A 24,721-nucleotide genomic window follows, 5' to 3' on the forward strand; every position below is an offset into this window, starting at 1 on the left:
CATTAGATATAAGTTGTCATATTCAGCGTTTTTGTAACCATTTCTTTAAACCTACTAATCGCTTTTTATGGTCAACTGGTGCATTATCAATGATCAATAATGCGATCATGACATAGGCAATCCAACTGTCACGTGAATAGGAAGTATAGCGGGAAGTCCAATGAGTCGCATATTTATCTTTATACTCACGCAAGCCGTGGAAAGAGTAAAAATGTGAACCAAATTCATAAACTAAGTAAGCGATTCGTTCTTGAATAAAACTTTTTCTTGAGGTTCCAACGTTGGATAATGGCGCCATCCCCAAGTTGAAAAACTCAATCTGTTCCTCTTTCATATACTCAAATAAATGAAGGAAAAGATAATCCATACTTCCAGCTGGTGCTTTCTCAGGATCATAACGCATCAAATCAATCGTGCCGATTTTGTTATCTGTGTAGGTTGGCATGATCGAAGCAAATGCTACTAAGTCTTGTTGTGGGTCTTTTAAAACAGCGATCGGTGCCCGCTGTAGATAATCTTCTGAGAAGAACCCCAGTGAAAAACCTTTTTCTTTTCGGCTTCCTAACCATTGATCAGAAATTTGTTTGAGTTCAGTCATCTGTGTCGCAGAAAAAGGTGGCTGAATAATCTCAAAAGTAAAACCTTCTCGGTCAATCCGATTCAAGATCGCACGTGACCCTTTCATTTTCTTTCCAGAAGTAGTGAAATTGGCTAATTCAACATGTGCTTCTTCGCCCATTTTGATGAAATCATAGCCAAATTCATGTAAAATCATCACGATTTCTTCACTCGTTTCATAAAAGACGGGGAGGTAACACAAACGATCAGTTTCTTCAATAAACGCTTCGATAGCAGCAGGAAAATCTTCTTTTTTACCCGAAGGATCGCCCATCACGATACATTTATTATTGTAACAAGCAAACTGTAATAAAACCGTTCCAACTTGGTCTTTTTCGTAAATAAACATGCGCTTGTCTTTTAAGAAAATCAATTGACTGTCAGAATTTCCGCCAAAGGTATGGAGGATATTTAACGCTTTTTCTTCATCCAACGGTTCGCCGACTTGCTGTTTCTTTCCTTGTAGGAAGTGGACGAAAAGAATGATGATAAAGCTTACTGCAATAATAGCAAATAATCCAGATAACCAAATCTTTTCTGACGGGAACAAAAAGAACGAAATAAAATGATGCTTACGATGAGGAAATGTTGGCAGATTATAAACGCCAATAATGATGTAAAGCAACGCTAAGGCACCAATAATCACACCATCAATCGTCAACCATTCCCATGAATAAATGATTTGTTCTCTAAATAATTCATTTTTCGAAGCAATTACGATCAACAACAGTAACAATAGGAAAATAGCTGCAGTAAAGCTAAAGTCAATAATCGTCACATAAGATGCTGCTAAAAAGATCAGTGCAATAGTTGGCCAATAGGCTCTTTTGACTCTTGCAGCAATCCCACGCCCCATGATGACAAAGAGAAATCCTAACAACATACTTGGGAATTGAATAATAAAATGCAACCTTAACGGATTGATACTATGCAGCCAACGAAACTCGGTAAAAGCTTGTGGGATCGTCGCTGAAAGAACCATCATGATACCAGAAAAATATAAAAGGACGACGACGGCTTTATGAGCAATCTCTGTTGCCAGCTGCTTAGGAATACCAGAATAACGTTGATCAAAGGTTGAGCCAATATTCTTAAAGAAAAAGACGATCCCGATCAAAAAAGGAATAATGTAATAAAAAATTCGGTACAGTAAGATCCAAACGACTACAGTTGCCTTTGGCACACCTATGGCAGAAAGACCGATAATCATCATGATATCAAAACTACCGATTTCACCAGGAATCATCGAGACGATTCCGATAACTGAAGCTGCGATAAAGAGCGGTATCGTTTGCCACAAATCGACTTTGATATCCATAAGTGCCCCAACTGCTAGAAAGGTGAACAAGACACCAGACCACTCTAAGATCGAGACAAGCAGCAATTGTCCTTGTGTTTTTAATGAGAGTCCTCCGAGGTAGCCCTCTTTTTTTAAGGTAGTGACTACAAAAACAAGTGGGAAGTATAACCCACCACCGATCAACCAAATCCAATACTGCTTAATAAAAGGCGCAACCGGTGCAAAAAAGACCATAAAAAAAGAAATCAAACTATAAATAGACAGTCCAGCCATTAGAAATAAAAAGATCTTCGACAAAGCTTGCATCAACTGCTTACTGTCTTTTTTATGACCGTATAATTCGGAGCGTAATCCGATGCTGACAAAGCCGCCAAAACCGGCAACATTGTTGATGGTATTGATCAACCAACTTGTTTCAAATAAATAACTCTTTTTTAATTTTTGTCCCAACAAGCGGTTAAGGATGATGTCATACCCAATCATCGGTGCAACAGATAGTAATCCAACAATGAGCATCAACCCCGTCTTCCAAAGTGGGATTGTTGCAAATGTTTCGGCTAATTGAGCGATCGATAGTGTTTTGCCAATATTGATCAATTCACTAACGATAATGACAACCACAGAAATTAAAAAGATTGTTTTAAAGAGACCTAAATGGTTTTTGAACCATTGTAAGGCTTGTTTTAACAAAAAAATCACCTACTATTCTTATTATTCAGACAAAAAATCTAATACTTCTTGATTGAAACGTTGAGGATCTTTTCTAGCTAACTGATGTCCTTGTTCGTTCACTAAAACAAAAGAAGCATTTGGGATCGTTTTTGCTAGGTAAAGGGAGTGTTGCAGTTTGATCACATCTTTTTTTCCAACAATAATCAATGTTTTACATTTAATTTTCTCTAAATCTGCTGTTGAAAGACCGATATCTTTTAACAACAATTTGATCACCAATAAATTTTTTCTAAGCGATGGGCAAACTAAAGAAAGCAACCACATACCAATATAATGACAGTAGCTAAGCAGTCTCGCTGAGAATAAAACCCCTTTAACTAAAGTATTTCCTGAATTTAATATTAATCGATGTACTTTCTCTGGATAATAACTTGAAAAGACCAATCCAAGATTAGCTCCATCACTAAAACCTAGTATATTTGCTTTTGTAATTCCTTCAAGTAGCATGATGGTATAAAGATCTTCTGCCATCAAACGAAAAGACAAGGTATTTGCTTGATTCGTTGAACGTCCGTGACCTCGACTATCAATGAGATAAACGGTATAAAACTGACTAAAGACAGGAACTTGCTCTGAGAAGAAACGACCACTGCCATCATTACCATGGAGTAAAAACAGAGGCATGCCATTTCCGCTTTTCTCATAATAGATCTCTGTTCCATCAGTCATTTTTGCATATTTCTTTTCTTTTTTCACATAATCACCTACTGGTTAAAGTATAACGACAATTCTCCTATAAGAGCAATTGTTTTCCTAAAAAAACAACGATCATTTTCGTAAGATAGTAAAAAATTCCGAAAATTTCAGTTTTTATTAAGGAAAGGAACAAATGATTAGTAAGAAATAGCCAAGAACGATAATAAATAGTAAGATAAAAAAAGATGTCAAAATAACTAGGTGAATGTTTATGAAAAAAAAGAAAAAATCAATCTTTCGAAGAATCGTCTCTTTTTTAGTGATTGTCTTGGTCATAGGAGTATTGATCATCTTAGGAAAAACCTATCAATCGATTAAAAGAGTAGAAAAGTACGAACCAGAAATAACAACAGCAATCAAAAAGTACCATATGGAAGAGTACGAGTCTTTGGTCAAGGGGATCATTTTAACAGAATCAAAAGGCAAGGGGATTGATTTGATGCAAAGTTCGGAAAGCGCCTATGGTAAAGCCAATGTGATCGATAATCAAAAAGAAAGTATCGATCAAGGAGTCAGCTACTTAGCAGAAATGATCAATGAAGCAAAAAAACAAGGATGTGATCTTGATACAGCTATACAAGCCTATAACTTCGGTAAGGATTATATTGTCTACGTAAAAAACCGAGGTGGGGAAAATACTATGGAGATAGCAGAAGAATATTCCAAAAATGTCTTGAGTCCACTTTTAGGTAATGAGAAAAAAACCAAGTATCGCTATTGGCGAGTCCCCTCATTGCTTTACAATGGCGGTTATCTTTATCATAATGGAGGGAACATGTTTTACACAAAAGTTGTCAAGATGAATGAAGACCTCATTGAGTTATATGACAAAGTTTTTAACTAATTGAGTGTAATGCTGAGATTTTTTGCTAGATCTTTATCTTATCAGAAAGAAGGAGTGCTCAAAAAAGTGGAAAAAGAACAAATCATAACAGAAAAGGTAGCGAAAGATTCAGGGAAAGACTGGCTATTGCGCTTTGTAAAGGGAATGTTTATCGGTTCGGGTTTTATTTTACCGGGGGTAAGCGGAGGCGCTTTAGCAGCTGTTTTTGGGATGTACGAACGATTGATCTCTTTTTTAGCTCATCTAACCAGAAATTTTAAAGAAAACGTGCTTTTCTTTTTGCCTGTCGGATTAGGAGGCATCAGCGGAGTCTTTTTGCTTTCCTTTTTGGTGAGTTTCTTATTAGGGACATATGAAACGACGATTTTATGGTTTTTTGTTGGGTGTATTGTAGGTACTGTTCCAACGTTGTGGAAAGAAGCTGGAAAGAAAGGGCGGCAATCAGGTGATATCATCCTGATGATCGTCACATTGATCGTGGCTTATTTCTTTTTACTTTACGGATCACAACTATTTGATGGTCAAGTTGAACAAAACACAGTAACTTGGATCATCGCTGGCGGTCTAATCGGCTTAGGGATGATTGTTCCTGGACTGAGTCCCTCGAATTTTTTAGTCTATATGGGGTTATATAAGGCGATGGCTGATGGTTTCAAAGAAGCTCGCTTAGACGTGATTTTACCGATCGGTTTAGGTGCGGTAGTCTGCGTGTTGACGTTATCAAAGTTATTTGATTTTATCTTTTCTAAGGCATATAGTAAATTGTTCCATTTTATTTTAGGAGTTGTTTTTGCTTCGACGGTAATGATTGTTCCTACAGATTACACAAATTTAAGTTTACTAGGAATCATCTTTTGTCCCATTTTATTTTTTGCTGGTATCGCATTAGGTTGGTGGATGAGTCGTTTAGAAGAACAATATAAATAAAGGTTGAATGGCACATGATTTTTGCTGGGATTTCTCAGCGGCATAGAATCATGTGTTCTTATTTTGAATAAATTTGTAAAAAATAAGTTGTTTTTAATAATAGAACAAGCTAGACTTAAATATATTGATTATTTTTTGAAAGTTGGCGAAAAATGGAAACGAAAGAAATGAATGGTCTTACTCAGGAAGAAGTGAGACAAAAAATTTCCTCTGGGCAGCAAAATGATTACCAAGAGGATGCATCAAAAAGTACTAAGCAGATTCTTAGTGACAATATACTAACGCTGTTCAACTTTTTAAATTTTGGTATTGGGATTTGCTTACTATTGGTCGGTGCCTATTCCAATATGGCTTACCTGGCAATCATTGTCGTGAATATCATTATTGGTATCTATCAAGAAATCCATGCTAGAAATCTAGTAAGAAAGTTATCGATTGTTTCGCAATCAGAGGTACGAGTTGTCCGCGAAGGAAAAGAGCAGTCGATTTCAACGAAAGAATTAGTTTTAGGAGATGTCGTAAAGATTGGTGCAGGGGAACAGATCCCTTCTGATTTAAGAGTGATCTCAGGACGCGCAGAAGCCAATGAGGCACTATTGACAGGGGAGTCAGACCTGATTGTCAAAACCGAAGGAGATGAATTGCTTTCAGGTAGTTTCTTAACCAGTGGTTCTGTTTTAGCTCAAACGATTCGTGTTGGCGCAGACAACTATGCAGTTCGCCTAACGAGTGAGGCAAAAACCCATAAAGCGATTCATTCTGAACTTGTCGATTCTATTCGAAAAGTATCGAAATTTACTAGCTTCATTATCATTCCATTAGGTATTATTTTATTTTTAGAAGCGTTATTTATCCGTGATGCTTCCATTAAGATTTCTGTTATTGCTTCGGCAGCAGCATTACTAGGGATGTTGCCTAAAGGCTTAGTCCTTTTGATTAGTATTGCACTGACTACTGGTGTAACGAAATTAGCAAAGAAAAGAATCTTGGTCCAAGATATGTATTCGATTGAAACACTTGCTCATGTAGATACGCTTTGCTTGGATAAAACAGGGACGATCACTGAAGGAAAAATGAGTATCCAACGGGTCGAAGCCCTAAATCCTAAGTACGAAAAAGCGATTCCTGAAATCATGGGAACCTATCTAGCTGAAAGCAGTGACAATAATCTTACCATGCGGGCACTTAGAGATTACTTTCAAGTAGCTAATCGCTATACTGTGACTGAAAAGTTAGCTTTCTCTTCTGACCGAAAATGGGGAGCGATGGAGTTTCCTGAATTAGGTGTGATCTATGTAGGAGCTCCTGAACGTTTGGTTGAAAAATCACAACTGCCAGAAAGTTTGGTGGATGCTCAAGCAAATGGCTACCGTGTATTGATGCTGGGTGTCGCTCCTGAACAACATTTGACTGAAGGAGAGCCAAAAGGCGTTGAACCAATCGCGCTGTTTGAGATTGACGATCCAATACGTAAAAATGCAGAAGAAACATTAGCTTATTTACATGCTGAAGGTGTGAATCTAAAGGTTATTTCAGGTGATAATCCGTTCACAGTTTCAAATATTGCCCGCCGTGCAGGCTTACCAAATTATGATTCGTATGTTGATCTTTCTACGATGACAGAAGAAAAAGCTGTCCGGGAAGCCGCTCATGAGTACACGGTCTTTGGTCGTGTGAGTCCACAACAAAAGAAAACATTAGTGAATGAATTAAAACAAAGTGGTGGAACTGTGGCTATGACTGGGGATGGAGTCAATGACGTATTGGCACTGCGTGAAGCAGACTGCAGTATCGCCATGGCTGAAGGAGACGGTGCAACAAGACAAATTGCTAATCTCGTTTTACTTGATTCTGATTTTACGACTTTACCAGAAGTCTTATTCGAAGGGCGTCGTGTCGTAAACAATGTGACCAAAGTTTCAGGTATTTTCTTTATCAAGACGATCTATTCGTTTATTCTTTCTATCTTATGCGCAATTACTGCAATCGGGTTTCCATTCATCCCAATCCAGATCACATTGATTGACTTAGCTATTGAAGGTTATCCTTCTTTCTTCTTATCGTTTGAACAAGATAAACGAAAGATTACCTATCGTTATTTACCAACAGCATTGATCAATGCATTGCCAAATGCATTGCTAGTCGTATTGAATATTATTGTGGTTTATATTTTAGGAAAAGTTTTGCCATTTACCCAGTTGCAAACGACCACTTTAATGTATTATCTATTGATCGGAATCAGCTGTATGGCAGTAGTCAAAGCGTGTTATCCATTTAATCCGTTGCGAATTTTCTTAGCGGTAACTACTGTTGTAGGGATTTATGTAGCAGCGATGCTTTTCCATCATCTGTTAGAAGTTGATCTTGGGTTAGGAACGGCTTGGCCATATTTCATTGGTTTTATGATCGTTAATATCATTTTGAGACTGATTTATGGAAAGACCAATATTCGTGACTACTTATTGAATAAATTAGCAACAACGAAATAAACCGTTGCTTGTTCTTAGAATGACAAGTATTATACTTGAAAAAGTTTAGAATTGTGATAGAATGAAACATGTATAATTGTGTCCTTTAAAATCGCACTGATTTTCGTTAGTGCGATTTTTTACCGGTTATTCTCCTGAGGTATCTCTTTGACAGATGCCAATTAGCTATTTACAGGGGGTGAAAGCATGGCTCAACGGATTCCTCAAGAAGTCATTGAAACGATTCGTGGACAAACGAATATTGTTGAGGTGATTGGTCAATACGTCCAATTAAAAAAATCTGGAAAGAATTATTTAGGTTTGTGTCCTTTTCATGAAGAACGAACACCATCTTTCTCGGTGGCTGAAGATAAACAGATTTTTCATTGCTTTGGTTGCGGAAAAGGAGGAAACGTCTTTACTTTTCTTCAAGAACTAGAAGGACTTAGTTTCCCAGAAGCAGTCGTCAAAGTTGCTGATTTTGAACAAATTCAGTTAGAAGATCAATGGCGCAAACAAACACTTCCCTTCGAAAATAGCGATTCAATTACAGGAAAATTGATTTTAGCGCATGAAAAAGCCGCAGAAGTATATCATCATATGTTGCTACACACGAAAGTAGGCGAGCAAGCTTTAGATTACTTACTACAACGTGGTTTGACACTAGAATTGATTGAAGAATTTGCGATCGGATTTGCACCGAATGAACGTTCATTTTTGAAACAAGTATTTAAAACTGAAGCATACGATCAAGAAGTGTTGGAACGTTCTGGTTTGTTTATCTCTCATGAGGATGGAGGAATATCTGATCGGTTTTACCAACGTATCATGTTTCCTATCAGAAACCCTCAAGGGCGCACGATTGGTTTTTCTGGACGCTGGCTTGCACCAGAAAAAGGACAAGAAAAAGATCAACCCAAATATTTGAATAGTCCAGAAACAGAATTATTCAATAAAAGACAAGTGTTGTTCAACTTGGATAAAGCACGTAGTGATATCCGAAAAAGCGGTGAAGTTCTTTTATTTGAAGGTTTCATGGATGTCATTGCTTCTTGGCAAGCAGGTGTAAAAAATGGGATAGCTTCCATGGGAACGAGTTTAACGAATCAACAGATCCAGCAGATTGAACGAGTAACCAAAGAACTAGTTTTTTGTTACGATGGAGATAAGGCAGGATTTGAGGCAACGAATCGAGGGATCGAATTGTTACGACAAAATAGTCGATTGCAATTATCAATCGTTGTGATTCCGGAAAAACTTGATCCCGATGAATATTTACGTAAATATGGAAATGACTCCTTTAATGAACTGATCTTTCATGGTCGTGAAACGGTCTTTACTTTCAAGTCACGTTATTTGAAGCAAGACAAGAACCTGGAGAATGAAAAAGATAAAATCCAGTACTTAGAAGAGGTATCGAGAGAACTTAGTCAAGTTGTCTCGCCAATCGAACAAGATATGTATTTGTCGCAACTAGCGACCGAATTTCAACTTAGTCGTGAAACCCTGCAAAAGCAAATACGGGATTTTCGCAGGGAAAATCAAACGAATCGAACCAACCAACCAACGACATTGCCAGAACCAGCTATTTCACGGACGGCAATAACGAAAAAGAGACCGCTGACTCAAGTAGAAAAAGCGGAACAAATGCTCTTGTACAGAGTGTTCAAAGAGATATCTGTCCGTAATCTTTTGAAAGAACAGCAATTTCAGTTTATTCATGACATTTATGCAGAAGTATATTTTTTATTCGATGCATTTGTGTCACAACATGATGAATTCAACCTTGCGGAGTTTTTGGACTTTTTGCAAGATGAAAATTTAAGGCGTTTAGTGGTGGAAATCGAGTATTTGCGTGTAGCCGAAGAAAGCACACCAAGAGAAATCCAAGACTTATTGCGTGTAATCAGAAAGTCTAGTTTAGCTGATGAAATAACTTTAAAAAAACAAATGCAGCAAGAGGCTAGAAGAACTGGAAACAAGCAATTAGAATTGGAATTAACGATTGAGATCATTAATTTAACAAAACAGTTAAAACAAGCCGAATAGCTACTCAAGGGGGGCCTTCTTTTATGGCAAATGTAACAGAGAATAAAAAGTATGAAGCAGCAGTAGCAGCTTTTATCAAAGAAAACAAACCAAAAAGACAAGTCGTGTATGATGATCTTTCAAATAAACTTGCAACGCCATTCACATTGAATGCGGATGAGATGGATAAATTGATCCAAAAAGTCGAGGATGCTGGAATCAGCGTTGTTGATGAAAATGGAGATCCATCGATCCATAGCTTGAAGAGTGCAGAGAAAAAAGCGGAACAAGCAAAAACAGAAGATCTGTCAGCACCTACTGGTGTAAAAATCAACGATCCAGTTCGTATGTATTTAAAAGAGATTGGTCGTGTTTCCCTATTAACTGCGGAAGAAGAAGTAGCTCTTGCTTTAAAAATCGAAGAAGGTGATCAAGAAGCAAAACAGCGTTTAGCTGAAGCAAACCTTCGTTTGGTCGTAAGTATTGCTAAGAGATATGTTGGACGTGGCATGCAATTTCTTGATTTGATCCAAGAAGGAAATATGGGCTTGATGAAAGCTGTTGAAAAATTTGACTACCGTAAAGGATTCAAATTTTCAACTTATGCTACATGGTGGATCAGACAAGCAATCACTCGTGCCATCGCTGACCAAGCACGTACGATCCGTATCCCAGTGCATATGGTAGAAACCATCAATAAATTGATCCGTATCCAACGTCAATTACTTCAAGATTTAGGAAGAGAACCGACGCCAGAAGAAATTGGTGCAGAAATGGACCTTCCTACAGAAAAAGTACGTGAAATATTGAAAATTGCGCAAGAGCCAGTTTCTTTAGAAACACCAATTGGTGAAGAAGATGATTCTCATTTAGGAGACTTCATTGAAGACCAAGAAGCTACTAGTCCTGCAGAACATGCAGCTTATGAATTGCTAAAAGAACAATTAGAAGATGTTTTAGATACATTGACTGACCGTGAAGAGAATGTTCTCCGCTTACGTTTTGGTTTAGACGATGGTCGTACCAGAACACTCGAAGAAGTTGGGAAAGTATTCGGAGTAACACGTGAACGTATTCGACAAATCGAAGCGAAAGCGTTACGTAAATTACGCCATCCATCACGTTCAAAACAATTGAAAGATTTCTTAGAGTAAAAATAGGATTCAAATTTTGAATCTTATAGACAATGACTGTCTTTTAAAATAGCGAGTAGCCTTTAGTGAAAACAAAGTAGCACGGGATCAGAATAGATGATCCCGTGCTACTTTTTTAGTCAATAGCTGAGTCAAAAGCTTGAATCTGATCATAATAAACAAATAATTGATGCGCTATTAAGATTATGATGATGAAAACATAAATAATTGCGTAACTATGCGTAATTATAAGAAAATTTTTGTAAACTATTTGTTTTATTTTTACGAGTTATACTATTTGATATCCGTTTGATCAAAATAGGCTCTTGGCGAAACTTTCAGAATATGGTAGATTAAATGGTAGCGTAAACCTAACAAAAGGAGCCGATCGCTCAGTGATAAAAAAATGCCCAACGTGTGGATCAAAGAAAATCAAAGGAAAGTTGATTTGTCCTGATTGTGGTTACCAAATAAAAGAGCAAGACCAACACACGAATGAAGAAAAGAACAACAGTCAATTACCAATAGATTCTTCAGAAGAACATTTTCCTGACACGGAATTAAATGATCCAATCGAATGGTCAGAATTAACAGAGTTACCATTAGAATCGGTCATGGCCTTGTTTAAAGAAGAATCATCTGAAGAAACGAATCTAGCAGAAACTAATGATGCTGAAGATGTAGTCACTAAAAAGGCAAACAAAAAGCCGTCAACAAGCGAAGAAGGAACTGATTCGAAAAAACAAGTTAACGGCGATGAAATGACGGATGAACTCGAAGCAGAACAACAAAAAAGAGTAGCTGAACTAAAAGAATTTGTTGATCATGAAAAAGAAAATTCGATTTTATCTGCTTATATTAAAGCTCATAGAGAAGATACAACAGAAGAACATGCAGAAGAATTGATGCGAATGATCCAAGAGGAACTCGCAGCTAAAAATGCCAAAGAGACTGATTCAAAACAAGAAAGTACAGTGCCAGTAACTAACGAACGTGAAACGAAAGAAAAGGAAACAGTTGATACGAACGATAGCGTTGTTCAACCAACTGACCATCAAGTGATTGATCAAGAAGAAACGTTTGAAACGGCAACAGAAAAAAATAATGAACGCTTAACGGTAACCCAAACTTTAGAAGAAAATCAATTGCTTTCTTCTAAGGAACAAACTGAAGAACCAGTGCCCGCTTCAAAATCGACTCACGTCCAATCATCGTCAGAAAAACTTTTGATAGGAAAAAAAGAAGTCGAAGAAAAAGCGAGTGCGGAAGATGTCGATAAAAACTCAACCCATGAGGACGAAGCGTTAAACGAAATTTTGAAACCTGAAGTTTCAGAAAAAGATATTCCGAAAGCAGCTCCATCACAAGAGAATCAATCAAACGGAGAAGTTCTAAAAGAAGAAATATCGAAAGAAGAAACAGCAAAAGAAGAAATACCGAAAGAAGAAACAGCAAAAGAAGAAATACCGAAAGAAGAATCGGTAAAAGAAGAAGAACCAAAAGAAGAAATTCGTAAGAAAGATTCTTCAAAACCAGAAGCTATAGAAAAAACAGAATTATCAAATGAAATCGATCAAAGGACAGAAACGGAACAAAAAGAACCAGTTACATCAGCTAAGACTGATGAGGGGAAACGAAAAAGATCGAAAAAAGGACCGTATCTGGCTTTAGCAGCAATCGTCTTGCTCGGAGTCGGTGGTTGGGCTTATTATGACCATCAGCAAGATGTTCAGGCACAAATCGCTGCACAAGAAGAAAGACAAAAACAAAAGGTGGCAGATCTACAAACAGCCTTGAATGCTTTTTATACAGATCCGTCTCACCAGTTTATCCGTACTTCAATGATCAATCAAGACTTAGCTAAACTAAAGACTGATCTGAATGACGTAAAAAAAGAGAAAGAATACCCTGAATTAGAAAAAACATTCCAGGATATCCAAACCAAAATCAAAGATATTCAACGTGTCAACCAGTTATTTACTTCGGTAGTGATTGACGATGATCATTTAGCAGCTGATCCCAAACTAAAAGAGGATCAAGCCATTCAACCAATCACTACAAATGAAACTGCTTTTGGACGTCTGATCAAGCAAGCGCAAACCGAAGCAGAGGACCAATACAAACAATTGCAGACGGCTAAAGATAAAGTGAACGTTGTCTATCATGATAATCAAGTCGTAGACAGTGCGAACAGAGAGCAGTATGACGAAGCAAAAAATGCTGTAGAGCAAATCAAAAATGAAGAGCTAGCTGTCGCTTTAAAAGATCAACTAAAAAAAGTAGATGAAACCTTGACTGCGAAAGAGCAGAAAGAAGCACAAGCAAAAGAAGAAGCGAAAAAAGCTGAAGAAGCAAAAAAAGCAGCTGAAGCAGCCAAACAAGCTGCAGCTCTGGCTGCACAACAAGCAAAATCTAGTTCCACTACCAATAAGACTAATTCAGCCAATCAACCCATCATGTCAACTCGACAAAGTGATGTGGCTGATGCATCTAATCCAGCATGGAATTGGGCACCAGGAGTCCAACAAAGTGTTATTGCTACTTGTATTCAACGAGGCTACATTGTGGCAGGTGGATATAAACTAGAAAAAGCGAGAATCGAAAATGGTGAAGGTTACTATAATCTTTATGCTACTTCAACCCAATCTAATTTGATGCGTGGAATCGGTGAAAGTGCATTGCCATTTTATATTGTGACGATCAATTGTAAAACAGGCTGGTTTGGCGGAAATGGCAGCCATTAATCTGCTAGATAGGCAATGACCAAATACTACTCAGATATCGTAGATCGTATGGAACTAAGTGGATGACCATATAAGATCAGATACACGATGTCTGAGTTTTTTTGCGACGACTAAGACCAAACCAACTACTAATCATGGGAACATTATGTTATGATAGCTAAGAAAAGATGGCTGAATCTTTTATAAATAAGGAGAAATAAGATGAATGAATTATTGGCAACAATATTTACCGGAATGGTAATTGATGAAAATGAAAAAAATTACTTTGTCCAGAAAAATGGACAAACTTTTGGATTAAGTAAAACCGAAGGGACCTATCGTATCGGTGAAGCAGTCGAAGGGTTTGGTTATCAAAATCAAAAACATGAAAATCGTTTTACTACGTTGATTCCTAAAAGTCGAATTGGTCATTATGCTTTTGGTACAGTGACTGCTTCACGAAAAGATTTAGGAGTATTCGTAGATATTGGATTACCCGACAAAGATTTTGTAGTCTCATTAGATGAACTACCAACGATGACAGAACTTTGGCCTAAAAAAGGCGATCGTTTAATGGTTGCTTTAAGAGTCGATAGCAAAGACCGAATTTGGGGTAGTTTAGCCGATGAAAAGATTTTTAAATCATTGAGTAAACGAGGAACAGAAGAAATCAAAAATAAAGACATTACAGGTGTTGCTTACCGCTTGAAACTTACCGGAACGTACGTCTTAACAGATGATTATTATATCGGATTTATCCACCCATCCGAACGCTATAATGAGCCGCGCTTAGGTGAACAAGTCAAAGGACGAGTAATTGGTGTGAGACCTGATGGAGTATTGAATCTTTCATTAAAACCAAGAGCATATGAAGCAATCTCTGATGATGCACAAATGATTTTAACGATCATTGAACGATCAGCAGATGAGCAAATCTATTTTACTGACAAATCTGATCCGGAAGATATCATGAAAACTTTTGGTATAAGCAAGGGAGCTTTTAAACGAGCAATCGGCAATCTATTAAAACAAGGACTAGTCAAACAAGAAGCAGGCGTAACGAAACGAATTAGAAAATCTAATTGAGAATACCTTGCATGTTTTTCTTAACTAGCTTATAATTATTTTAATTTAGAAAGAGATTCCTTTTGTTTGATTATAATTATTATAAATTGTCGGGGTTGAATACATGGTTATGAATGCGATGTCAGTAATGAAAAAAACGAAACAACAATTGCACGAGTCGGGGTTCAAATTAACCCCACAAAGAGAAGCAACTTTACAAGTACTTTTAGAAAATGAGAAAGAACATTTATCGGCAGAAGAAGTCTTTTTTCTAGTGAAAAAAAAGAGTCCAGAAATTGGGTTAGCTACTGTCTATCGGACGTTAGAGATTTTGACCGATTTGAAAGTCATTGATAAAGTCAGCTTCAATGATGGTGTTGCTCGCTATGACTTGAGAAAAGAAGGAGCAAAACATTTCCATCATCATTTATTGTGTTTACGATGTGGCACGATTGAAGAGGTTGAAGAAGATTTATTGTGTGAAGTGGAAGAAATTGTGGAGCAACGGTATCACTTTTTGGTAAAAGATCATCGCTTAACATTTCATGGTATTTGTCAAAAATGTTACACTAAAGAAAAAGAAAGCAAAACCGTCTGATTGCTAGACGGCTTTTTCTTTGCCTAGCTGTAAAATAGACTATCGAAAATGAAGGGTATCTGATATGATAGAAGAGCACGAGGTGGATTATTATGAATGAAGAAATTAATGATTATCTCCACTATTTGACGATTGAACGTGGCTTGTCATTAAATACGAGAAAAAGTTATGAACGAGATTTGTTACAGTATCTTCACTATTTAGAAGATGAGCAAATCACTTCCTGGCAAGATGTCGATCGCTACGTCGTGATCAATTATCTGGAAAAGATGCATGATGAAAAGAAAGCTCCAGCAACCGTGACCAGAATGATTACTAGCTTGAGAAGATTTCATCAATTCTTACGTCAAGAACGATTGACTGATCATGACCCGATGCAACACATTGATACGCCTAAAAAGGTTCAAAAGTTACCTAGTACCTTATCCTTGACTGAGGTTGAACGATTGATCGAAACACCTGATACAACCAAAAATCTAGGGATCAGAGATCGAGCAATTCTAGAAGTCATGTATGCAACAGGTATGCGTGTCAGTGAACTCGTTGGTTTAAAGCTAAGTGATCTTCACTTGTCGCTCGGCTTGGTCCAAACACTTGGTAAAGGGGACAAAGAACGGATCATACCTCTAGGTGATTATGCGATCCAATGGTTGGAGCGGTATCTAGACGAAGCACGCCCCCTCCTTGTAGCGAATCCTTCTGAAACGCATGTATTTGTCAATCATCATGGTACAGGGTTATCACGGCAAGGTATCTGGAAAAACCTTAAACAATTAGTGCGTGAAGCAGGAATCAATAAAGAGGTCACCCCTCATACTTTAAGGCATAGTTTTGCGACACATTTGCTGGAAAATGGTGCAGATCTTCGAACGGTACAGGAATTATTAGGACATGCTGATATCTCAACAACACAAATTTATACACATATCACAAAGAAAAGAATGACGGATGTTTATAAGCAGCATTTTCCAAGGGCTTAGTCATAGGAAGGTGAAAAAATGTTAACACATTACCGAAAAGAAAATCGTAAAATTGCTATGGGACTGTTAAGTTTTCATAAGAAACTAACGGATAAATCGAATTTACTCAAAGAAATCAATACCTATGAAACAGAAGAAGGGTATGAACTTTTTTTCTTCACACCAGAAGGTTCAACGAATATTCAAGGGATTATTGGTGTTTATTGGGGTGAAAATCAGGAATTGATTATTCACGATGTTTCATTGAATCCATCTTATCGGGGAGATCAGATGGGCTTTCAAATGCTTGATGAACTTCAAGAAAAATACCCAGACTTTTCCATACGACCAACAGAGATTACCCGTCCATATCTCGCAAAATGGGTCGATCGAAACAAGAAGAAAGAGTGAATATGGTGACAGAAATCAATATCAAATTAGATATATTTGAAGGACCCTTAGATTTACTCCTTCATTTGATCCAGCAAATGGAGATCGATATTTATGATATCCCGATTGCAACGATCACTGAGCAATACATGAGTTATATCCATACGATGAAAACTCTTGAACTTGCTGTTGCTGGAGAATATCTAGTGATGGCTGCCACGTTGATGGCGATCAAAAGCAAAACTTTGTTACCTGTTCAAGAAGCAATCATTGAAGATGAGTATTGGGAAGAGGACCCGCGTGACGAATTAGTCAATCAATTATTGGAATATCGAAAGTATAAGTATGCTGCAGAGCAGTTAACCGAAAAAGCCCAAGAGAGAAGCTTATATTATACGAAAGAACCAGTTGCAGTAGACGATCTCATTGGACAAGAGAAACCATTGAAACGTGGACAAGTCAAAAAGATTGATTTGTTTCATGCGATGGAAAAAATCTTAGAGCGAAAGAAATTCTCAGAGAAAGTTGAAAAAACGATTACTCCTGATGATACAACAATTGAAGAACGTATCATCTTTATTGAAGAGCGTCTTAAGCAACATCATAAGGGATGCTCTTTTGAGTCTTTTTTTGAAACGCCTTCGAAAACAGAAGTAGTCACTACATTTATGGCTTTATTAGAAATGATGAAAAATGGTCAGATCGTTGCACAACAAGAAGGAAATTATGAAACAATTATGCTTTATCTAGCAGTAGGAGATACCAAAGATGACAAAATTAAGTGAACTTGAAGCCATTTTATTTATTGTTGGCGAGGAAGGAATCGGGTTAGAAGAAATCAGCTATCTGTTAACTATTACGAAAGAAGAGACAGTGGCTTTATTAACGGAATTAAAAACAAGATATGAAAATGATCCAGCTAGTGCTTTGCATATTTTGGAAACAGAGGCACATGTCGTTTTAACAACCAAAAAAGAGTTAGCGCCATTGTTGAAACGCTATGCCCAAGGGACGTCTAATACTCTCTCACAAGCAGCTGTCGAAACGTTGGCGATCATTGCATATAAACAACCGATTACCAGAGTAGAAATCGAACAAATTCGTGGGGTTCAAGTCTCAGGTGCCATTCAACGGCTAGCTGCTCATCAGTTGATTGAAGAAAAAGGACGCGTGGAAGGACCTGGACGACCTATTTTGTATGGGACGACTCCTTATTTTTTAGATTATTTTGGTCTCAACTCATTAAAAGACTTACCAGATATACAAGCAATGGAGCATTCATTAAACGAAGAGTCTTCACTCGACTTATTCTTTGATGAAATGGATGAAGGAGAACAGATATAATGGAAAGACTACAAAAAGTAATTGCGCATGCAGGGATTACTTCCAGACGTAAAGCGGAAGAATATATTTTGGCTGGACGAGTAAAAGTCAACGGCAAAGTAGTAAAAGAACTCGGAGTAAAAGTTAGCAAACGTGATTTGATCGAAGTAGATGAAGTGCCGATTTATCAAGAAGAATACAGGTACTATTTACTATATAAACCAAAAGGCGTGATTTCCGCTGTTGCTGATGACAAGGGGCGAAAAGTCGTAACTGATTTGCTTCCAATGGTGAAAGAACGAATTTATCCAGTAGGACGATTAGATTATGATACTTCGGGTATACTGCTCTTGACTAATGACGGTGATTTTGCGCAACGTTTGACCCACCCGAAACATGAAGTAGACAAAGTATATGTGGCGAAAGTCAAAGGGATTGCTACTAAAACAATGTTATCTCCCTTGACGAAAGGGATAAAAATCGAAGGGAAACGAACTTCACCAGCACGTTACCAAATATTATCTGTGGATCCTAAGACAAATCATAGTATCGTTGAATTGACTATCCATGAAGGTAGAAATCATCAGGTAAAAAATATGCTTCAAGCAGTTGGCTTACCTGTTCAAAAATTAAAACGAGAAAAATACGGCGATTTGACGCTTCAAGGCTTACGCCCTGGCGACTATCGTGAGTTGAACAAAAAAGAAGTCAGCAGTTTATTGAATCAATCAAAATGATTACTTACTTATTATAAGAATAAATGATTGCATTTTTTCTCAAGCGATGTATAATGTAAAGGTAAACAAAATTATAAATGGTTCGTCTTCAGGGGCAGGGTGAAATTCCCGACCGGTGGTTATAGTCCACGACCTACTTTACCTAAGTAGCTGAATCGGTGAAATTCCGATACCGACAGTATAGTCTGGATAAAGAAGATAGAGCTTATTTGACGTAGTTTTTTGCCAAATAACTCTAACTCTCCCTGTTATTGGAGAGTTTTTTTATTTGCAAAAAGTTCGTCGAAAAGTTCGCTGAAGAGGAGTCCTAACAGGAGGATTTCAAATGAAGAACACCCGTGTACAAAAAATGGTCGCTGTGGCATTATTTGCTGCGATCGGATTGGTTTTGCAATATATCGCATTTCCGATCATGCCAGCCTTTAGTTTTTTAAAGATCGATTTTAGTGATATCCCAGTACTGATCAGTATGTTTTTATTTGGTCCAGTTGCTGGATTGGTTACAGCTTTCTTACGATCGATCTTACACTTGATCACTACTGGCTTTTCACCAGATAATTTGGTAGGAGATACAGCCAGCTTTTTAGCAACAGCTATCTTTACCTTACCTATTTTCTACTTCTTCCGTAAGAAGACTCAAGTAGGGAAAAATAAGTTTTTAGGTGTGATTTCTGGTACGATCGCAATGACGATCTTCATGAGTGTCGCAAACTATTTTGTGATTACCCCATTGTACCTTATGTTTTTAGGTTTAAATGCTAATCAAATGTTAGGGATGCCGTTAGCTAATTATGTCCTGATCGGAATCGTCCCATTTAATATCATTAAAGGATTTATCGTCAGTGCTGCCTTTTTGGTTTTACACGCAAAATTATTGCCATGGTTAAGTCGGAAACAACACCAGTTGGCACAAAGACATACAGTGACGAATAACAAATAAATAGTACAGCAGCTCATGCTCGTTTATCCATTTTTAGAGGGAAGCATGAATTGATGCCACTTTCTTAATTATTTTATCATTAAAAAAATCAGTCAAGGCTCCTTAACTTTTACAATATAAAAAGTTAAGGAGCCGTTTTTGTCAGTACTAGTATTTCTGAAAAAGTAGTCCAACGATTAGAAAAAAAGGGGATGAGAAAATAAACATTGTTTTTTCTAAAAAGAATTCAAGGAAATAAAAAAATATCGGAAATTTTAATGAAAAAAAATTCATTAACCCACGTTGTGTAAGCGTTTTATAAACGGTGTTTGAGTATTTCTTTTGTTTATGCATAAAAATGTATTTTATGATTCAAAATGTGAAATTAATCACTTTTTGAATGATAAATAGTTTTGTTATAATGGAAGTGGAAAACGCTACAATTGTATTGAAAAAGCTTTACCTTAAATTTTATAGAGAAAGGAGTGAAAGCAGGATTTTTGAATAAAATTTGCCAAATCAATAGGTTATTGTTTTGGTTATCGTATTCTTTTTGATAAAATAACTGATGGAATCACTCTTATAAGATTCTAATGTTACAAGAAAGGGAGAAGAACATGGAACAAACAAAGAAGAAACAATTTCAAATGCCTTCAGCGTATACGGTCTTATTTATTATTATTGCGATTATCGCTGTACTAACTTGGTTCATACCAGCTGGACATTATAGTGTCAATGATGCAGGCAACATCATTGCTGGATCATATGAACGAGTAGAGCAAAATCCTCAGGGGCTATGGGATATCTTTATGGCACCGATTAATGGGATGCTAGGTGTACCTGCTGGGGAATTAACGAAAGAAACACCGGCTGCTATTCCAATTTCATTCTTTATTTTAGTTGTGGGTGGTTTCTTAGGTATTATCAATAAAACTGGTGCTTTGGATGCAGGGATTGCTTCCGTTGTAAAACGCTTTAAAGGGAAAGAAAAAATGTTGATCCCTGTGTTGATGATCTTATTTGCATTAGGTGGTTCAACTTATGGTATGGCGGAAGAAACTATTCCGTTCTATGCTTTATTGATTCCTGTTATGATGGCTGTTGGGTTTGATACAGTTGTTGCAGTAGCTATTGTTTTAGTAGGGTCACAAGTTGGTTGTTTAGCTTCAACCGTTAATCCATTTGCTACTGGGGTGGCTTCTCAAGCAGTTGGTATCTCAATGGGTGAAGGAATCGGGTTACGTTTCTTGATGTTCGTGGTACTATTGGCTATCTCAATTGCTTATGTCTACCGTTACGCATCTAAAGTGGAAAAAGACCCAACGAAATCACTTGTATATAAACAACGTGAAGAAGACATCAAACATTTTGATATCGATTCAATTGGTCGTCAAGAATCAATTACTAAAAGACAAAAACATGTAAATATCCTATTTTTCATTACCTTTGGTATTATGATCATTAGTTTGATTCCTTGGACAACATTGAATAAAAACTTTACGATTTTTGAATCATTAACTAACTGGTTAACAGGGTTACCTGTAGTCGGAACTGTTTTAGGTAAAAACATGCTTCCTTTAGGAGAATGGTATTTCCCAGAAATTACCATGTTGTTCTTAGTGATGGCTATTGTAGTGGCAATCACTTACGGAATGAAAGAATCAGTCTTTATTTCTGAATTCTTAGCAGGAGCTTCAGATTTGATCGGTGTTGCGATCGTGGTAGCTGTTGCACGTGGTATCCAAGTTGTGATGAATAATGGTTTAATTACTGATACGATCTTACATTGGGGTGAACAAGGATTAAGTTCATTGTCATCTAGTGTCTTCTTGATCTTAACGTTTATCTTCTATATCCCTATGTCATTCTTGATCCCATCAACTTCTGGACTAGCAGCAGCTACTATGGGAATCATGGGACCAATGGGTGAATTTGCAGGCGTTGGTAAAGATTTAGTTATCACTGCTTATCAATCAGCATCTGGTTTGGTCAACTTGATCACACCAACATCAGCAATCGTTATGGGGGCTGTTGCGATCGCTCGTTTTGATATTTCCGTTTGGTGGAAATTCACAGGAAAATTGATTGCTATCCTATTTGTAGCCATTTGTGTTATCTTAGGTGTAGCGGCAATGTTATAACAAAGTAGACAAAACCGTTGACTTAGAGTGTACATGGTTTTTTACTTGATGTGAATGGACAAGATCCAAGCTCAACTATTTATTGTTTGAAAAAAGAGGTTGTGTCTGTTGTTTTGACATAACCTTTTTATTATATTAGGAGGCTAGTAACATGAAACAATTTGTAACAAAACAACATCATGAACAAGCATTGGAATCTTTAAATGAATTGATTCGAATCCCTTCAGTTCTGGACGAATCAGATACTGGTGAAGGGCATCCTTTTGGGACAAAAGTGATCGAAGCATTGGATAAAGTGTTAGAAATCAGTGAAAATCTAGGATTTAAGACATTTAAAGATCCAGAAGGATATTATGGTTATGCGGAAGTCGGATCTGGCGATGAGCTATTTGGTATCTTGTGTCATATGGATGTCGTTCCAGCTGGCGATGAAAACAATTGGGATTCTAAACCATTTGAACCAACTGTCAAAGATGGTTGGTTGATTGGACGAGGATCACAAGATGACAAGGGACCTTCCATCGCTGCAATGTATGCTGTCAAATCTTTGATGGATGCAGGCGTTGAATTTAATACACGTATCCGATTTATTTTTGGAACCGATGAAGAAAACTTGTGGCGTTGTTTAGATAAATACAACGAAAAAGAAGAAGGTATTACGCAAGGATTCGCACCAGATGCAGAGTTTCCATTGATTTATGCTGAAAAAGGATTACTACAAGCTTACCTAACTGGACCGGGAACATCTGAATTTTCAGTTAAAGCTGGTGGCGCACTGAATGTCGTTCCAGATGCAGCTCCTTATGCTGGTGAAAAATTAGCTGAAGTCAAAGAAGCATTGAAAAAACATGGATTTGACTTTGAAGATCAAGGAGAATCAATTGTCGTTCTTGGAAAAAGTATCCATGCCAAAGATGCAGCAGAAGGTGTCAATGCAATCTCTCGTTTAGCGATTGCTCTTTCTGAAGTATTTGATTTTGCTCCAATCAACTTCTTAGGTCAATTAGTTCAAGAAAATGCTACTGGTGAAAACGTGGTAGGAAAAACGGTGGATGAACAATCTGGCGAATTGACAATGAACTTTGCTAGTCTGGAAATCACTCCTGAACAAACTAAAATCGGGGTCGACATGCGTATCCCAGTAACTTTCAAAAAAGATGAACTCGTAGAAAAACTAACAGAAACTGCTAAAAAGTATGACTTGACTTATGAAGAATTTGACTTTTTAGATTCCCTTTATGTTCCATTAGACAGTGAATTGATCAAAAATCTTTTAGGAACTTACCGTGATATTACTGGTGATATGACTGAACCATTTGTATCTGGCGGTGCAACTTTTGCACGGACGATGAACCAATGTGTAGCATTTGGTGCAATGTTCCCAGATACCCCTGATTTTATGCATCAGGCAAATGAACGTTGGGAACTAAGCAGCATGTACAAAGCAATGGAAATCTATGCAGAAGCTGTTTACCGTTTGTGTGGAAAATAATCATTTGAAATGCTCAACTAAATACACTTTAGTTCAATAGAGAACGAAACTGCTCTCTTACTGTTAAAGGCTGATGAAGGTCAATGTACATTCATCAGCCTTTTGTTTTGTTATAGTGGGTCTTGTAGAGGGGAAGAGTCAGGTCTAAGAAAGATCGCATTTAGTGCCACTGGCTAAACAAATTTATTCTTTTTCAAGAAAAAAGAGTTGCAATTTATTCGTATTTTATTTAGTGTGAATTTATAATCGATCAATAGGTACGATAAAAGGAGAATAGGTGAGAGATGTGAAGATATTTAAGCGAGTATTAATTGGTATAATTATTTTTTTGGGGCTAGCAGGAGGCGCTGGGTACTACTATTTACAACAAAATACCTATGAACCATCTAGTCAAGCAAGTCAAATAGCCCAAAATGGAAAAGATAAAAAAGATTATTTATTTTTTGAGACGAAAGAAAAAAGTCAAAAACCACTGGTTATTTTTTATCCAGGTGCTTTGGTTGAACCAGCTAGTTATAGTGTCTGGGCTGAACAATTAGCAAAAAGTGGGTACTCCGTAGCAATCGCTAAGATGCCTCTTGACTTAGCCATACTTAGTGGGAATAAGGCAGATAAGATCAAAGAAGACTTTTCAAATCGAAATTATGTGATTGGTGGACACTCATTGGGGGGCGTCATGGCGAGTCGCTATGCTAATCAGTATTCTTCTGACAAACACTTAAAAGGAATCTTTTTCTTAGCAAGCTATCCTGATGAAAAAGGTACATTGGCGAAAACGACATTACCTGTATTAAGCCTGACTGCTTCTAATGATAAAGTCTTGAATCAAAAAGCCTATGAATCAGCTAAAGAATATTTACCTGAGCAAACAGAATATGTTTCGATTAATGGAGGAAATCATGGCGGATTTGGCAGCTATGGGGAACAAAAGGGAGACGGTAAAGCTAAGATTACAAACGAAGACCAACAAACAGCGATTACCAATACGTTAATCAATTGGTTAGGAGAATAGAGTTCGAGACCTAAATCTTACAGCTCACTTTAAAAATGAGTAAAAAGTGTGCATCAGCTCTTTGAAATAAGCTTGAATTTTTTTAAACATGAGAAACTGTTAAAAAAATTCAAGCTTATTGTTATCGTAGCTTCCCGCTTCTTTCATGACTCTATCTAACGCAGTTCAGAAGTCCATTCAGAAACTTTGCCGAAGAGCTACATAAGTCACAATCTTTATATAAATAGACTAGAGATAAATCAACTCAAACTTTCACTTGAACATAGAAAGAAATTTGTTCAGACACCATTTCTAGGTCAACTGCCTACTTTTCAAATCATCATTGTTAGAAACACTTACATTGATCTATATTCATTTGGTTAACTAGTTTTCATGATTTCTCTAATAAAATAGCTCTTACTGGACATTTTTGATAAGCTTTTCTGACGGCTTCCTCGTCAGTTTGAGAAACAAATTGCTGATGAGCTTCTGGTTCTTGCGCAAATAAAACGATTCCTTCTTCATCATAATCAAAGATATCTGGGGCTTCGATTTGACAAAGACCACAAGCGATACAGCGCTCAGGTACTAATTTACATAGTAATGACATTTTGACCATCCTATTCTTAAGGGGAGT

At 37.1% G+C, this 24,721-nt stretch carries 20 protein-coding genes and 1 riboswitch; of the genes, 17 read left to right on the plus strand and 3 right to left on the minus strand.

The genetic code is table 11. The annotated features are described in order from the left end of the window. Positions 1-22: 22 nt before the first annotated feature. Positions 23-2,608, minus strand: a complete 2,586-nt coding sequence (mprF, locus tag IGL28_RS04825; protein WP_010737339.1) for a bifunctional lysylphosphatidylglycerol flippase/synthetase MprF — start codon at positions 2,606-2,608, stop codon at positions 23-25. Positions 2,609-2,629: 21 nt separating this feature from the next. Further along, on the minus strand, positions 2,630-3,346 hold the full coding sequence (locus IGL28_RS04830; RefSeq protein ID WP_010719591.1) for an alpha/beta fold hydrolase: 717 nt from the start codon (positions 3,344-3,346) through the stop codon (positions 2,630-2,632). A gap of 211 nt (positions 3,347-3,557) precedes the next feature. On the opposite strand from IGL28_RS04830, the gene IGL28_RS04835 reads away from it, so the two are divergent. The 17 genes from IGL28_RS04835 to IGL28_RS04915 all read left to right on the plus strand — a co-directional run bounded on the left by IGL28_RS04835 (position 3,558) and on the right by IGL28_RS04915 (position 24,105). After that, positions 3,558-4,190: a lysozyme family protein gene (locus IGL28_RS04835; RefSeq protein ID WP_053766455.1), complete on the plus strand. Its 633-nt coding sequence runs from the start codon at positions 3,558-3,560 to the stop codon at positions 4,188-4,190. A 144-nt stretch (positions 4,191-4,334) separates the two neighbouring features. Continuing rightward, entirely contained in the window at positions 4,335-5,117 is a 783-nt protein-coding gene (locus IGL28_RS04840; RefSeq protein ID WP_232088627.1) for a DUF368 domain-containing protein, read from the plus strand. 167 nt (positions 5,118-5,284) lie between these two features. Then, the gene (locus IGL28_RS04845) at positions 5,285-7,606 is read left to right on the plus strand and encodes a cation-translocating P-type ATPase (protein ID WP_010737343.1); all 2,322 of its coding nucleotides are present in this window, start codon (positions 5,285-5,287) and stop codon (positions 7,604-7,606) included. A gap of 186 nt (positions 7,607-7,792) precedes the next feature. Continuing rightward, positions 7,793-9,634, plus strand: a complete 1,842-nt coding sequence (dnaG, locus tag IGL28_RS04850; protein WP_010719587.1) for a DNA primase — start codon at positions 7,793-7,795, stop codon at positions 9,632-9,634. Positions 9,635-9,657: 23 nt separating this feature from the next. Beyond that, a complete protein-coding gene (gene rpoD, locus IGL28_RS04855; protein WP_010719586.1) occupies positions 9,658-10,767 on the plus strand; it encodes an RNA polymerase sigma factor RpoD in 1,110 nt (369 codons plus the stop codon). Between the two features lie 374 nt (positions 10,768-11,141). Beyond that, positions 11,142-13,490 carry a cell division site-positioning protein MapZ family protein gene (locus IGL28_RS04860; protein WP_081204220.1) on the plus strand — a complete coding sequence of 783 codons (2,349 nt, stop codon included), beginning with the start codon at positions 11,142-11,144 and terminating at the stop codon, positions 13,488-13,490. A gap of 201 nt (positions 13,491-13,691) precedes the next feature. Beyond that, positions 13,692-14,555, plus strand: a complete 864-nt coding sequence (locus tag IGL28_RS04865) for a CvfB family protein (RefSeq protein WP_081128721.1) — start codon at positions 13,692-13,694, stop codon at positions 14,553-14,555. Positions 14,556-14,658: 103 nt separating this feature from the next. Next, a complete protein-coding gene (fur, locus tag IGL28_RS04870; protein WP_010719583.1) occupies positions 14,659-15,132 on the plus strand; it encodes a ferric iron uptake transcriptional regulator in 474 nt (157 codons plus the stop codon). A 92-nt stretch (positions 15,133-15,224) separates the two neighbouring features. Further along, positions 15,225-16,112, plus strand: a complete 888-nt coding sequence (gene xerD, locus IGL28_RS04875) for a site-specific tyrosine recombinase XerD (RefSeq protein WP_010719582.1) — start codon at positions 15,225-15,227, stop codon at positions 16,110-16,112. A gap of 18 nt (positions 16,113-16,130) precedes the next feature. Next, positions 16,131-16,502: a hypothetical protein gene (locus IGL28_RS04880; RefSeq protein WP_010719581.1), complete on the plus strand. Its 372-nt coding sequence runs from the start codon at positions 16,131-16,133 to the stop codon at positions 16,500-16,502. Next, complete coding sequence (locus IGL28_RS04885; protein ID WP_277749450.1) at positions 16,499-17,266, plus strand: segregation/condensation protein A; 768 nt, start codon at positions 16,499-16,501, stop codon at positions 17,264-17,266. The genes IGL28_RS04880 and IGL28_RS04885 overlap by 4 nt, the downstream gene beginning before the upstream one ends. Continuing rightward, the gene (gene scpB, locus IGL28_RS04890) at positions 17,250-17,825 is read left to right on the plus strand and encodes an SMC-Scp complex subunit ScpB (protein WP_010719579.1); all 576 of its coding nucleotides are present in this window, start codon (positions 17,250-17,252) and stop codon (positions 17,823-17,825) included. The genes IGL28_RS04885 and scpB overlap by 17 nt, the downstream gene beginning before the upstream one ends. Further along, the gene (locus tag IGL28_RS04895) at positions 17,825-18,541 is read left to right on the plus strand and encodes a pseudouridine synthase (protein WP_081128719.1); all 717 of its coding nucleotides are present in this window, start codon (positions 17,825-17,827) and stop codon (positions 18,539-18,541) included. Before scpB ends, IGL28_RS04895 begins: the two co-directional genes overlap by 1 nt. Positions 18,542-18,621: 80 nt before the next feature. Then, positions 18,622-18,745, plus strand: a riboswitch (FMN riboswitch). 121 nt (positions 18,746-18,866) lie between these two features. Next, positions 18,867-19,481 carry an ECF transporter S component gene (locus tag IGL28_RS04900; protein WP_010737347.1) on the plus strand — a complete coding sequence of 205 codons (615 nt, stop codon included), beginning with the start codon at positions 18,867-18,869 and terminating at the stop codon, positions 19,479-19,481. Positions 19,482-20,077: 596 nt separating this feature from the next. Beyond that, on the plus strand, positions 20,078-21,601 hold the full coding sequence (locus tag IGL28_RS04905; RefSeq protein ID WP_010719576.1) for a YfcC family protein: 1,524 nt from the start codon (positions 20,078-20,080) through the stop codon (positions 21,599-21,601). A gap of 151 nt (positions 21,602-21,752) precedes the next feature. Next, the gene (locus tag IGL28_RS04910; protein WP_081128717.1) at positions 21,753-23,093 is read left to right on the plus strand and encodes a M20 family metallopeptidase; all 1,341 of its coding nucleotides are present in this window, start codon (positions 21,753-21,755) and stop codon (positions 23,091-23,093) included. 286 nt (positions 23,094-23,379) lie between these two features. Then, positions 23,380-24,105, plus strand: a complete 726-nt coding sequence (locus IGL28_RS04915) for an alpha/beta hydrolase (RefSeq protein ID WP_164885449.1) — start codon at positions 23,380-23,382, stop codon at positions 24,103-24,105. A 370-nt stretch (positions 24,106-24,475) separates the two neighbouring features. Here the strand turns inward: IGL28_RS04915 and IGL28_RS04920 are convergent, their stop codons facing one another. Next, positions 24,476-24,694 (minus strand): ferredoxin, encoded by a 219-nt coding sequence (locus IGL28_RS04920; RefSeq protein WP_010719573.1) that lies wholly within the window; start codon positions 24,692-24,694, stop codon positions 24,476-24,478. Between the last annotated feature and the right edge of the window lie 27 nt (positions 24,695-24,721).

Origin of the sequence: Enterococcus sp. AZ077, assembly GCF_051714965.1 — a bacterium.
GTDB classification, from domain to species: Bacteria; Bacillota; Bacilli; order Lactobacillales; family Enterococcaceae; genus Enterococcus_B; species Enterococcus_B hirae.